Below are 13,880 nucleotides of genomic sequence, written 5' to 3' on the forward strand. Positions count from 1 at the left end.
ATGACTAATGACGCCTCTAACAACGAGCATAAGCCTGATAATAGCCATAAGCCTGATATCAGTAAGGCCAATGACTGCCCGCCCCTGCCTGCTAATGCCAGCACACTTGATACCATAGTTTATTGGCTAGGTATTGGTTTGGGTAGCGGGCTGCCACGTCGCGCGCCTGGCACTTGGGGAACCGTTGGTGGACTCATTATCGCTATTCCGCTGATGAGCTTAGGCTTTGTGCCTTTTTTGATTATCACAATATTATCTTGTGTGATTGGCGTTTGGATATGTGGGCGTACCGCTGAGCTAATGCAGATGCACGACGATCCGCATATTGTTTGGGATGAATGGTCGGGTATTTGGATTACCCTACTGCCTTTTTCCTATTTGAACGTAAGTATCGCCAACTTTTGGCAAGACATTACTCAGGCGCTATCTATTCTCTCGTTAGCAGTCGCTTTTATCCTATTTCGCTTTTTTGATATTATAAAACCGCCCCCTATCGGCTGGGCGGACGAAAAAGTCGCAGGCGGTCTCGGTATTATGCTTGATGATATTATCGCAGGGGTCATGGCCGCAATCGTTTGGATTATTTTTATCGTAGGTATAATGCTATAGCCAGCAGCATTGGTAATAGAGAATAGCGCTCTATTACCACCTGTTAACTATTCCAATATAAATTAATGCCAACATAAATCGATATTTACTACCTATATGTATTATCGGATATTTAGGTTATAATTTTAAACTATATCTTGTTACACTTTTGGAAATAATATGTCCTTATCTGCGTCTTCATCTTTATCTGTCGTTATTCTCGCTGCTGGCAAAGGCACGCGCATGCAGTCCGCTAAGCCAAAAGTACTGCAGACTCTAGCGGGGAAAACCTTGCTAGGTCACGTATTAGATACTTGCTATCAGCTTGATGTGGATGACACTATCATCGTTTATGGTTTTGGCGGTGATCAAGTTAAGACGACTATCGACAATCAATATGCGCATCTGCCTATTACTTGGGTCGCGCAGACGGAACAACTAGGCACAGGACACGCGGTAAAAGTCGCTCTTGATAAGTTGCCAAAAGAGGGACAAAGTCTAATACTTTATGGTGACGTGCCACTGGTTAGCAATCAGACTTTAACCAGTCTAAAGAGCGCTAATACTGACGGTATGTCGATGCTAACACTGACCGTAGCCAATCCCTTTGGTCTTGGTCGTATCAAGCGTAATAGCAATGGGCATATCGAGGCTATCGTTGAGCAAAAAGACGCTAATGATGACGAGCGACTCATTGCTGAGATTAATAGCGGTATTTATTGTGTAGATAATGCCTTACTACATAAATATTTGCCAAAGCTTTCTAATGATAATGCGCAGCAAGAGTATTATTTGACCGATATTGTAAAAATGGCAGTAGCAGATGGCGTTACTATCGCAGCGATTGAGCCTGAGCATGCGTTTGAGATTGAAGGCGTTAATAATCGTCAACAGCTTGCCAGCTTAGAGCGCGCTTGGCAGAATAAGATGGTTGCTGATTTGCAAGTGGCTGGTGTGCAATTTGCTGATCCAACTCGCGTTGATATTCGTGGTAGCTTGAGCGCTGGACAAGATGTGTTCGTCGATGTCAATGTCGTGTTTGAAGGGGATTGTGTCCTTGGTGATAATGTTTATATTGAAGCTGGCTGTATTATTAAGAATGCACAGATTGGTAATGCTTGTCATCTAAAACCCTATTGTGTCATTGATCGTACTCAAGTTGGTGCAGGCGTCGATATTGGACCTTTTGCCAATCTACGTCCTGATACGGTGTTGGCGGATAACAGCAAAGTTGGTAATTTTGTTGAGATCAAAAAGTCAACTATTGGTCAAAATAGCAAGGTTAATCACTTAAGCTATATTGGCGATGCCACAGTCGGCACTGGTGCCAATATCGGTGCGGGAACCATTACCTGTAATTATGATGGGGTCAATAAATCACAAACGATCATCGAAGATAATGCCTTTATTGGTTCAAACTCAAGCTTAGTGGCGCCAGTGACTATCGGTGAGAATGCTACGGTTGGTGCAGGTTCTGTCATTACCAGCGATGTCGATGCCAATGCCTTAGCTTTAGGTCGCGCTAAGCAAGTGCAAAAAACTAGCTTTATACGGCCAACTAAAAAATAAATAGCACAGCAACGTAGGCGTTTTTTTATCTAAAAAGAACATCTTAAGGAATGTGTGATGCGAAAATTTTTATCGGTTATTTTTATTTTTTCAACTACCGTGCTGTCATTTTCAATAGCATCAGCGAGCACTACTTTAGAATATGATGGAGAGTGCAAATACTCTGATGCTAAAAAAGTATCAAAGTACTCAGGTAACTGTCATTTTAACTGGGGTGTAGGTATGTTACCTGATCCTGATAATGATTCTTACGAGCGTTACATAATGACCTACCCTAATGGCAATGAAGTTTGGATATATATCAACGCGAACGGTTCTGCTAGTGTCAATGACATCGCAGCAGTGTCATTAGAAGCGGAAAAAGGGTATAGAAAAGTGATGACTACTGAAGGCGAAGTATTTGAATTTACTAAAGGGTCGGAATAAAGTTTGAATGTTTAAGTTTGGCCATTTACAAGTATCACTTTATTAATTATAAGCAGCGCGGCAATATTTGTGGTGCTGCTTATTAGTATTTATCTAGACCTTAGGGTCTGTTGAACATTCACAAGTAGGCACTGCTGATAGCTAAAATGGTTCTAGTCTAGGTAAAAATCGCAGGTAATGCAGATGCCTTGGCTAGATTTTTACAACGAATAGGGCGATTTTAGCATCAGCCTGCAAGGACAGGACTCTTTTTTGCCGATTCTAGATTAAAAAGATCCGCTTAGAGTGACTAAACTAGATATTTTTAATCTAGAATCGCCTAAAAAATAGTCACTGTCAGTGCCACGGTCGAATGTTCAACAGACCCTAATATCACTACTTATTTATAAATAACAAAATAAATTTAATTTAAGGACTTATTATGTGTGGAATCGTAGGCGCAGTTGCTGAGCGTAATATCGCTAATATCTTGCTTGAAGGTCTTAAGCGCTTAGAGTATCGAGGGTACGATTCTGCGGGTCTCACCGTGATTCGTGATGGCGCGCTACATCGCGAACGCCAAGTCGGCAAAGTACAAGCGCTAGTCGATGCGGTCGCTGTCAATCCTGAGTTTTTTGATGGTCATATTGGTATTGCTCATACGCGCTGGGCGACTCATGGCGAGCCTGCACAGCGTAATGCTCATCCGCACGTATCCGGCAAAATCGCCGTTGTGCATAATGGTATCGTTGAGAACTATGCTGAGCTCAAAGAAGAGCTAATCGCCAAAGGCTATGAGTTCACCTCACAAACCGATACCGAAGTGGTCGCCCATTTAATCAATGATCTATACAGCCAAAGCCCTGATTTATTAGAGGCGGTACGTGCCGTTATTCCACTATTGCACGGTGCATTTGCTTTAGGAATCGTCCATGTCGATAATCCTGATGAGCTGATAACCGTACGCTTAGGCTCACCGCTAGTTATTGGCGTGGGTATTGGTGAGAACTTTATCGCCTCAGATCAGCTGGCACTATTGCCTGTGACCAACCGCTTCATTTACTTAGAAGAAGGTGATATCGCCAAGTTAACTCGTAATAGCATTCAGATCTTTGCTGATGGCATTGAGGTGAGTCGCAAAATCAATGAGATTGATGCGCAGCAACATAATGCAGATAAAGGCGAGTTCAAGCATTATATGCTTAAAGAGATTTACGAGCAGCCTGATGCAGTCGCCCGTACTATTGAGATGGCAGTAGATAATGCCGATACTCCTACCTTACGTAGCGACTTCTTACAGCGCCATGAGCCACAGCTCGCTGGCATTCGTAACATACAAGTGATTGCTTGTGGCACTAGCTATCATGCGGGTATGGTCGCCAAGTACTGGTTTGAGAACTTGACTCGCCTACCCTGCTCAGTCGAAGTTGCTAGTGAATTTCGCTATCGTAACCCAGTCGTCGTCGACAACTCGCTGGTTATCTGTATCTCCCAATCAGGTGAAACTGCTGATACTTTATCCGCGCTACGTGATACGCAAAAGCAAAATCCAACGGGTTTAGTCAGTTTAGCCTTATGTAACGTGCCAACCTCGTCGCTAGTGCGCGAAACAGACATCTATCTACCAACGCTAGCAGGCCCTGAGATTGGTGTTGCCTCTACCAAGGCCTTTACCACCCAGCTTGCCGCTTTAATGCTGTTAGTATTGAAGATTGGCGCTACTCAATCACGTATTGATAATGAACGCCTAACGGATTTACTCAGTGAGCTACACAAGCTCCCTGGTCAGCTGTTTGCTAGCCTCAAGCTAGACGGCGATATTCAAATCATGAGCGAACACTTTGAAGATAAGAAAAGCTGCCTATTTTTAGGGCGCGGTCTTCAGTTCCCAATCGCCTTAGAAGGTGCACTTAAGCTAAAAGAAATCTCCTATATTCACGCTGAAGGCTATGCGGCAGGCGAGCTAAAACATGGGCCGCTGGCACTCGTTGATAAAGACATGCCTATCGTCGTACTCGCGCCAAAAGACAGTATGTTCGATAAGCTCAAAGCCAATATGCAAGAGGTGCACGCGCGCCACGGTGAGCTGTTTGTATTCGCTAGTGAAGCCAGCAAAATGGTCGCTGAGGATCGATTACATGTGGTCTATGTGCCTGATATCTGTGAGACTCTAGCGCCTATCGTTTATAGTGTGCCAATACAGTTATTGTCTTATCATGTGGCAGTCATGCGTGGTACCGATGTTGACCAGCCACGCAATCTAGCTAAGAGTGTTACGGTTGAGTAGGTTTGAAGCGTAAAAACTGAGTGTAAAAAATCCCCGCTACTGTCTTGATAGTAGTGGGGATTTTTTATTGGGAAACATAGACTGTGTAACTAACAAAAAGTTATCATACTTCAGAAGGCGGGAAGATAGCATAGCGATTTTTATAAAAAGTATAACCCGTTAACGTTATAAATACAGCGATGCCAAGCAGTAAGACTAGCTGAATTATCGAGGCTAATGAGGGAGCAACTAAACCATTAGTGTAGGCGCTATAGATACCGAAGTATGCCCATGCAACTGCGATAGGAAAGACCGCATTTCGATAGCGCAGCACATAGCCTACTACTAGAGCCACTATCACTAACAATACGATAATCGTCCAAACTGAGCCTGAAATACCAAACCCTTGCCATCCTTGTTGAACAGATAAGATAGCTGTATTCAAGATAGTGGCAACAAACACCCAAGACGCGTAAAGGCTAAAAGCTATGCCTGCTAAAGTAGACGGGAACTCGTCTCGTCCGTTGTAGATTCTATGCACAATAGCCACTAACGAGGCTAATATACCGATTATAAAGAGCGTTGACAGCCCTACTCTTTCGTAAGAAAAAGCCACGATCCATGCCAAATAAGCTACTGACCACGAATGGCGCGGATATCAATCCAATGAGCCTAGCAACGGCAGGATCTTTGCTCTTTATAAAAAGAGTGACGAGCGTTGCAAAGCAAGCGTATAAATGACGCCCCAAATCGAGAACGCAAAATTATTAGGCATCAGTAGTGTCTGGTATTTCTTTGACACCGCAGCCTGTCCCATACCATTAAAAAATCCAGATGCGCCTAGATAATTGACGCCTAAAGTGGCGAAAAAAACCAGTAAATTTATAACCGTCCACACAGTCGACCGTTTGGAATTTAACTCATTCATTATTTACGATTCCCTTTATATGGTTATCTTTACAACCTTATCTAAAATTATAGTGAACTTTATAAATAAAAGTCACTATAAGTGTAATAAAAGCATAGTTATAAAAGATAGCGGCTATATAATTATAGAATTTGAAGCATTAGTATCTAAAATAATAACATTTAAAATATAGGCACTGAACATATGGAAATTGAGAGCGACATCGCAAGCCCAATAGACATTATCTATGAAGATGAATTTTTGGTAGCGATTAATAAAGAGGCTGGTCTATTGGTGCATCGCAGTTGGCTGGATACAGGCGAGACGCGCTTTGCCATGCAGCTTACCCGTGATGCGGTAGGTTGCCATGTCTTTCCTGTACATAGGTTAGACAAGCCGACATCGGGCGTGTTGCTCTTTGCTAAGAGCTCAGCCGTGGCACGCAGCCTTAACGAGGCTTTTACTGAGCACAAAGTGACTAAGCAATATTTAGCTGTGGTGCGCGGCTATATGCCAGAGCAAGGAGTCGTCGACTATGCGTTGAGCTTTAAGCCTGATGCTATCGCCGATAAGTTTGCCGACTTGGATAAACCCGCTCAAGAGGCGGTAACCCATTGGCAGAGTCTAGCCCAAATTGAGTTGCCCTTTGCGGTGTCAAAAAAGCATGAGACCAGCCGTTATAGTCTAGTGCGCTTAACACCTGAGACAGGACGTAAGCATCAACTGCGTCGGCACATGAGACATTTATTTCATCATATAGTGGGTGATACTAGCCATGGTGACGGACGGCACAATCGGTTTTTTCGTAGTCAATATGATTGCTCACGCATGTTGCTACATGCCCAGACTTTAGCACTTAGTCATCCCGTCACTGGCGAGCCATTGTTGCTAAAAGCAGGATTGGACGATCAATGGATGCGTGTTTTAGAGGAGTTTGATTGGGCAGAGAGTGTTGAAGTTTCAAGTCTCTAGTGAGGACTCGAATATTAGGCTGTAGGTTAATGGTATCAGTGTTTTAATTTATTGGAATGATCACAGTGTACTTCATAGTGTGCTTACCCTATATATTCTATTCGTGATCAGTACGCTTGAGACAGGTATCCACTTAATTGTCTATGAGCGCAGTCGCAACTGTATGCATCCTGAGTTTCGGGTTAAATTAAAATATGCTCATTGGGTATATATGATGCTGCGGGTTGAGCGGACATAGTCGCACAAAATGAAAGGCTATTTGCTAGCGACTAATTAACTTAAAAACCTAATATTTCAGTCGAGCGCTTTAAGTATCATACTGAGCCGCAGCCTGATGTTTTGGCTATTGAAACTAATAATACACATATCGGAAAGGTGTATTATTAGTTGATGATAGACCACAATAATTTAATGATCGGCTTTAAGGCAATCACTAAGCCACGTTGATCTCTGGATTCTCTCCTGATAGCTCTTCTTGCTCAACGTCATTATTCTTTTCCTTAGGCATAATCAAGCTCATCAAAATAGCAGAAATACCGGCAACAGTAACAGATGAGCTAAAAATACTTTTCATTAATGGTGGAAATGAATTAGTTATTTCAGGCACTGCAACCACACCGAGCCCTAAACCAAAAGAGACAGCCATAATGAGTAAGTCACGACGGTCTAACTCAGCAGTCGCTAAAATACGAATACCTGCGGCAGCAACCGTACCAAATATCACTAAGGTTGCTCCTCCTAAAACTGGTTTTGGTATGGTTTGTAATACGGCACCAATAATCGGAAATAACCCAAGCAAAACAAGTAAACCCGCAACATAAAAGGCAACATAGCGACTTGCCACGCCCGTTAACTGAATAACCCCATTATTTTGACTAAAAGTCGACATTGGAAAACTGCCGAAGATAGCGGCTATACAAGAATTAACCCCATCACTTAATACACCACTTCTAATGCGATCAACGTATACAGGCCCTTGTGTAGGCTCATTCGAAACGACAGAGTTTGCCGTTAAATCACCTGTGGTCTCAATAGCAGTTACTACTGAGATAATAGCTATGGGAATAAATGCCGCTAAGTCAAAGTTAAAACCATATTTAAAGGGCATAGGAACAGATATTAGTGCTGTATCAGGAATTGCAAAGGTAACCATTCCCATAAAGTAGGCAGTAATATAGCCAATTACCATACCGATCATAATACCAGAAAGGCGTAATATTGGATTATTAAAGCGATTCATGAAAATAACGGCAACTAATGTCACCGCGCCGACAATCACAAACTTTGCGGCACCAAATTCTTCATTACCAAAACCACCAGCGATATCTGTCATTCCTACTTCAAGTAACGATAAACCAATGGTAGTAATAACTATGCCAGTGGTCACAGGTGTTATTACATTTTTTAGTTTATGGATAAAACGACTTAAAATTATTTCAACGAAAGAGGCAAAGAAAGCAACGCCAAAAATCATCGCTAAAATATCTTCTGGAGTACCACCACGGTTTTTCACAATAAAACCCGCAGCTAAAATAGCACTTAAAAAGGCGAAGCTTGTTCCTTGTACACAGAGTAGACCAGAGCCTATAGGACCAATGCGTTTAGCTTGTATAAAAGTACCAACACCGGAGACTACTAATGCCATTGAGATTAAATAAGGTAACTCACTTCCTAATCCTAATGTACCGCCAATAACTAAAGCAGGGGTAATAATGCCAATAAAGCTGGCCAATATATGTTGCAAAGCAGCAAAAAAAGCTTTTTGTGGAGAAGGACGATCATGAAGACCGTATAACAATTCAGATTTTCTTCGTGGTGCGTTCATAGAAACCTCTATTAAATATATTTAACAAGGCATATTGAACATTCAATCATGGCACTGATAGCGACTATTTTTGTCAATGAAGCAGCAAAAAATCCTGTCTTGAGAACGGGTAAAGTAATCCTTTACTTATTTCGTCCTCGAAGCTGATGCTGAAACTGGCCCCAGCTATTTATAAGCAGTGTGCTGCAAATCTAGCCAAGGCATTAGAATTATCATTAGCATTAGCATTAGAATCAATTTTTGCCTAGTCTGAACCCAGCTTTTACAGAGTAGCAGCTATCAACAGTGTCTATTGGTGAATGTCTAACACGTCCTAATTGTGTTTATATAATTTACATTCACATATTTCTAAGCATGTGCCAAATTCGCCGCTAGCGTAATTTGTTTTGCCATTAATTGATTAATGTCAACATCAACCACTTGACCTTCTAACACACGCCATTTACCGGCAACCATTACCTTATCTGCTTTAGTTGCGCCACAAAGTAATAGTGCTGCAACAGGAGATCCTGCACCTGCAAAGCGTATTTCATCAAGTTTAAATAGCGCTATATCGGCTTGTTTACCTACCGCTATCTCTCCAATATCATCACGTCCTAAACATCCTGCTGAGCCTTTAGTGGCCCAATCAAACGCCTTTTGATGAGTAATCTCTTTAGCGCCATAGCGTAAACGTTGTAACAATAAAGCTTGACGGACTTCACCAATCATATTCGAGCCGTCATTTGATGCTGAGCCATCAACACCAAGACCGACAGGGCAACCTGCCTCTTGTAGTGCAATGGTAGGACACTGCCCTGACGCTAATATCATGTTTGATGAAGGGCAATGAGCAATACCTACGTTAGCTGCCCCTAACCGGACTATTTCTTCATCATTAAAATGAATACCGTGTGCAAGCCACGTACGATTATTTAGCCAACCAACGCGCTCAAGATAGTCCACAGGGCGCACACCAAACATCTTTATACAAAAGTCTGTTTCATCGTGGGTTTCGGCCAAATGGGTGTGCAAGCGAACATCAAGATCTTGGGCTAAATCAGCCGTTGCTCGCATTAGCTCTTCACTAACCGAAAATGGTGAGCATGGGGCTAGTGCTATGCGGGTCATCGCGCCATCTTCATATTGATGATAGGCTTTAATCAATCGTTGGCTATCCTCTAAGATTTCGTGATCTGTTTGAATGGTGGTTCTGGGAGGTAAGCCGCCCTGATCTTCACCTAAGCTCATTGAGCCACGGGTAAGGTGAACACGAATACCTAGTTTGGTTGCCTGTTCTACTTGAATATCAATAGCATGCTCTAAACCATTAGGAAATAAATAATGATGATCACTGGCTGTAGTACAACCAGAGAGTAGTAGTTCGCAAAGCGCTATTTGGGTAGATGTTGCTATCATTTCAGGGGTTAGTCTCGCCCAAACGGGATAGAGGCTTTGTAACCAAGGAAAGAGATTTTTATTTAACGCGGCAGGAAAAGCACGGGTTAAGGTTTGATAAAAGTGATGGTGGCTATTGATTAAGCCGGGTATAAGAACGTGTTCATGGGCATCGACTACTTCGTCAACCACTTGCAAAGGTTGTTCGCCAGCACTGATTAATTCAACAATAACATCATCTTGAATAACAATGCCACCCGCATAAGCTGGGTCTAAACAGTCGAGGGGATTTTTGATCCAAATTTTTTGAGATTTAACCTGCATAGTGACTCCTAGTCATCAGGTTTAGGAAAGATTAAAAAAGTCTTAATCGCTTAAACCCGGATGTAGGAGCTACTGGCACACAAACCGGAAAGGTGTGAAGAGTAGTTGATTTAAAATCACGGCTATTTAATGATCGCCTCCAAATCATTGTTCATAAATATATTGGCAAAAAATAACTGCGTTGTCAATTATTAAATAAGTTTTGCTGTACTTTGCTATATTTAGTTCGATATAAAATCGATATACCTCATATCATAAAGTGGTTTAGGTAGATTATTCTCTATTCAGCCTTGGCATAAAGATTTAGCTTACGCTCCCTTTTTTCAACAGGATATATCTATCTTTAATTTTACTCTCGCCATTAATATTTTTTTGAAATTTGTTAACAATGTTCAGATGGTCATGCTGCTTTGAATATCATTTTTGGCGCTAAAAGCAATATCTACGAATGCGCTTACTGTTGCGCTAACCTCATTTTTTTTAAATTGAATTTGTACCGGGATTTGCTTATTTACATTGTTTAAAGCTATAAAGTGACAGCCTTCGCTATATAGCTTTCGAACACAATACGGAGCTATCGCTACGCCTAATCCTGCTGCCACTTCGGTCACTAATGTTTGCACGTGTTTGGGTTGGCTGACGATATTGGGCGAAAAACCTGCCTGTCTACATATCATGATGGTTTCATCAAATAGACCAAGAGCTTCATCACGATTAAAAATAATAAACTTCTCTTCCTTTAACTGCGTCAAATCAATAGTTTTCTGACTCGCCAGCGTATGGCTCTGGTTCACAATAGCAACAAGCTGATCGATATAAACATTATGGCTGACAAAGTCATCAGCAATAGCACTCAACAATGGCCTTGAAAAACCAATGTTGATACGGTCATTGTTGAACGCTTCTATTTGTTCGGTCACCTTCATCCCGTTACTGGCGAGCCCTTGTTGCTAAAAGTAGGATTAGATGATCAATGGATAAACGTCTTGGAAGCGTTTATTTGGGTAGAGAGTGCTGAAATTTAGGGTTCATCTTAAAAAATATTATTAATAGAGTCGAAATACTGGCCTTAAAGTGGTCAGCAGACTTTAAAATAAAAAGTAACCAATCCTAATATTATCGTTGGCGAATACAGCATCTAATTGAGAGTTTTTAAAACAACACGTCTATGTTTCTTAATATCATTATCAGACCACTAACCACCATAAGTATGAGCAGCATGACTCTAAACTGACTGATGCTTATACCCGCCAAAAAGCGTTTGCCAATGATATTGCCTACGACAGCACCTAGTCCTAATACTAGGCCATATAGCCAAATTTTAGCAGTGAGTACGCCAAAAAAGGTATAACTACCAATTTGTACAATACCTACAAAAAATGAATTAGCTGTTTTGGTGGCAATAAGGTTTTCTTTTTCTAGTCCAGCATTCATATAAAAAGGATTGAGTATCGGACCAAGACCACCGACTAAGGTGCTCATAAAAGCAATGACAAAGCCTAAAGGAATAAATCCTACTTTCGGCATATCAAACGTTTTAGCGACTTTACCGAACTTATATTGGAAAATAGTGGACACCAAAAACGCGCCAACCAGTAGTTGAATCCAGCCAGCATCTAAACGACTAAAAACCAATGCCGCTAACCATGCTCCGATAATAGCACTTGGTACATAGTACTTAGTTAATGACCAATCAATATCACTCCAAAATAGGTACATTCTTGAAGTGTTGCTGATAAAAGTAGCTACGTTGATGACAGGTGGCGCAATCGCGGCTCCTACCATCCAAGAAGTGAATGGTATTAGTAAAATAGCACCACCACCACCTGAGATAGTTGAGATAATAAAAGCTATCATCCCAGCGATAAAAAAACCTGCTAAATGCCACATTGGGATGGATTGTAATAAATCTAAAATAGGCATCATCATAAAATCCTATTCCATAAATGATATTAATTGATAATGATTAACTCATTTTTCGTAATGAATTAGATATCTCATCCTAGTAGCCTTTATTCTTGTCAGAGCGTCAAAGTATTGTCAGAAATATAAGTCTTAACGAGCTGCTAAAAAAACGGCGGTCATACCCAGAGTACAACCGCCGTAAGAAATCTTTTTTAAGAATAAAGTAGTTAGGATTTATCTAATAGCTTTCTTAAAGCGCTTACGATACATTTTGCGAATAATTGGCATGAATATCATGACAACTACCAAACCCCATAGTGACACGGTGATTGGGCTACTCCATAGAATAGACATCTCACCTTGGGAAATAGACAAGGCACGTCTGAGGTTAGATTCCATTAGCTCTCCTAGTACATAACCTAGAATAAGGGCTGATAGAGGGAAATGTAACTTACGTAAGAAATAACCAAATATCCCAAGTGATACCATGAATACCATATCAAAGGTCGTGCTGTTGATAGAGTAAACACCAACGAAACTGATAGCAGCAATTGATGGTATCAAGATATAGTTTGGTACATTAAGTAGCTTAGAAAATACACCGACCAAAGGAATATTCATAACTAACAAGATAACGTTACAAATAAATAGCGAGGCAATAAGACCCCAAACGATATCTGGCTGCTCAGTAAATAGCTGTGGACCTGGTGTAATATTATACAGAGTCAACGCACCCATCATGACTGCTGTCGTACCAGAACCAGGAACACCCAAGGTCAACATTGGTACGAATGAACCACAGGCTGATGCGTTGTTAGCTGCCTCTGGAGAGGCTAAACCACGAAGATCACCTTCACCAAATTTGCCAGTGTCTCCAGCAATTTTGCGCTCACTAGCGTAGGTCATAGCACTCGCGATAGTCGCGCCTGCACCCGGCAAAATACCAACGAAGAAGCCCATTATGCCACTACGAACCATAGCGCCAATGGTAAAGAGAAACTCTTTTAGGTTGAACAAGCTACGCTTACCTTGCGCGATTACTTTCCCACCAGTACTGGTTCTTTCGAGCAAAATCAAGATTTCACTGACACTGAAAAAGCCAATAACGATCGTTGTGAACTGAATACCATCAGACAAATTGACTGAATCAAAGGTATAGCGATAAATACCTGTGACTGCATCGACACCAACAGTAGCCAGACCCAAACCGATCAATGCTGACACTGCTGTCTTGATAGGTTGATCACCAACCAAACCACTCAAGCAGCAAATCGCGAATACCATCAATACGAAGTATTCAGCAGGTCCAAAAGACACCGCCCATTTGGCCAATAGAGGCGCGAATAAGACCACACCAATAGTCGCAATCGTAGAACCAACAAACGAGGCGACCGCAGAGATGGATAAGGCGATGCCTGCTTTGCCCTGAATCGCTAGCGGGTTACCATCTAATGAGGTCATAACCGCCGCGGCAGATCCCGGCACGTTAAGTAGAATGGCAGAAATACGACCGCCATATTCGCAACCAAGATAAACAGCTGCTAGTAAGATAAGCGCACTCTCTGGTGGCAGACCAAGGGCAAAGGCAAAAGGTAATAGAATTGCCACACCATTAATAGGGCCAAGGCCAGGCAACATACCCACAACAGTACCAATAAAAGCACCGATAAGCGCAATAAGTAAGTTTTTGGGCAACATCGCTACGCCAAAACCTTGCATTAAAAAGTCAAAAGTTTCCATAA

Annotated in this window: 12 protein-coding genes; 5 read left to right on the forward strand and 7 right to left on the reverse strand. The window is 41.8% G+C overall.

The features are described from left to right. The 4 genes from ACR63T_RS12950 (at window position 1) to glmS (ending at window position 4,849) form a co-directional block, all read left to right on the forward strand. On the forward strand, window positions 1-609 hold the full coding sequence (locus ACR63T_RS12950; RefSeq protein WP_472784245.1) for a phosphatidylglycerophosphatase A family protein: 609 nt from the start codon (window positions 1-3) through the stop codon (window positions 607-609). A gap of 159 nt (window positions 610-768) precedes the next feature. Next, window positions 769-2,157, forward strand: coding sequence for a bifunctional UDP-N-acetylglucosamine diphosphorylase/glucosamine-1-phosphate N-acetyltransferase GlmU (glmU, locus tag ACR63T_RS12955; protein WP_472784246.1), 1,389 nt, complete (start codon window positions 769-771; stop codon window positions 2,155-2,157). 57 nt (window positions 2,158-2,214) lie between these two features. Then, complete coding sequence (locus ACR63T_RS12960) at window positions 2,215-2,583, forward strand: hypothetical protein (RefSeq protein WP_472784247.1); 369 nt, start codon at window positions 2,215-2,217, stop codon at window positions 2,581-2,583. Between the two features lie 421 nt (window positions 2,584-3,004). Next, window positions 3,005-4,849: a glutamine--fructose-6-phosphate transaminase (isomerizing) gene (gene glmS, locus ACR63T_RS12965; protein ID WP_472784248.1), complete on the forward strand. Its 1,845-nt coding sequence runs from the start codon at window positions 3,005-3,007 to the stop codon at window positions 4,847-4,849. 103 nt (window positions 4,850-4,952) lie between these two features. On the opposite strand, the gene ACR63T_RS12970 is transcribed toward glmS, so the two are convergent. After that, on the reverse strand, window positions 4,953-5,444 hold the full coding sequence (locus tag ACR63T_RS12970; protein WP_472784249.1) for a hypothetical protein: 492 nt from the start codon (window positions 5,442-5,444) through the stop codon (window positions 4,953-4,955). A gap of 81 nt (window positions 5,445-5,525) precedes the next feature. Continuing rightward, window positions 5,526-5,756 (reverse strand): hypothetical protein, encoded by a 231-nt coding sequence (locus ACR63T_RS12975; protein ID WP_472784250.1) that lies wholly within the window; start codon window positions 5,754-5,756, stop codon window positions 5,526-5,528. Window positions 5,757-5,939: 183 nt separating this feature from the next. On the opposite strand from ACR63T_RS12975, the gene truC reads away from it, so the two are divergent. Further along, entirely contained in the window at window positions 5,940-6,707 is a 768-nt protein-coding gene (gene truC, locus ACR63T_RS12980) for a tRNA pseudouridine(65) synthase TruC (protein WP_305899127.1), read from the forward strand. A gap of 433 nt (window positions 6,708-7,140) precedes the next feature. Here truC and ACR63T_RS12985 read toward each other — a convergent pair whose 3' ends face one another. From ACR63T_RS12985 to ACR63T_RS13005, 5 genes are all read right to left on the reverse strand, one after another. Next, on the reverse strand, window positions 7,141-8,532 hold the full coding sequence (locus tag ACR63T_RS12985) for a uracil-xanthine permease family protein (RefSeq protein ID WP_201570545.1): 1,392 nt from the start codon (window positions 8,530-8,532) through the stop codon (window positions 7,141-7,143). Between the two features lie 348 nt (window positions 8,533-8,880). Continuing rightward, the gene (locus ACR63T_RS12990) at window positions 8,881-10,233 is read right to left on the reverse strand and encodes an 8-oxoguanine deaminase (protein ID WP_201570547.1); all 1,353 of its coding nucleotides are present in this window, start codon (window positions 10,231-10,233) and stop codon (window positions 8,881-8,883) included. Between the two features lie 392 nt (window positions 10,234-10,625). Then, window positions 10,626-11,153: a LysR family substrate-binding domain-containing protein gene (locus ACR63T_RS12995; protein ID WP_201570548.1), complete on the reverse strand. Its 528-nt coding sequence runs from the start codon at window positions 11,151-11,153 to the stop codon at window positions 10,626-10,628. Window positions 11,154-11,385: 232 nt separating this feature from the next. Continuing rightward, window positions 11,386-12,162 carry a sulfite exporter TauE/SafE family protein gene (locus tag ACR63T_RS13000; RefSeq protein ID WP_472784251.1) on the reverse strand — a complete coding sequence of 259 codons (777 nt, stop codon included), beginning with the start codon at window positions 12,160-12,162 and terminating at the stop codon, window positions 11,386-11,388. A gap of 210 nt (window positions 12,163-12,372) precedes the next feature. Continuing rightward, complete coding sequence (locus ACR63T_RS13005; RefSeq protein ID WP_472784252.1) at window positions 12,373-13,878, reverse strand: tripartite tricarboxylate transporter permease; 1,506 nt, start codon at window positions 13,876-13,878, stop codon at window positions 12,373-12,375. Window positions 13,879-13,880 lie beyond the last annotated feature (2 nt).

This window comes from Psychrobacter sp. M17(2026), from assembly GCF_055699815.1.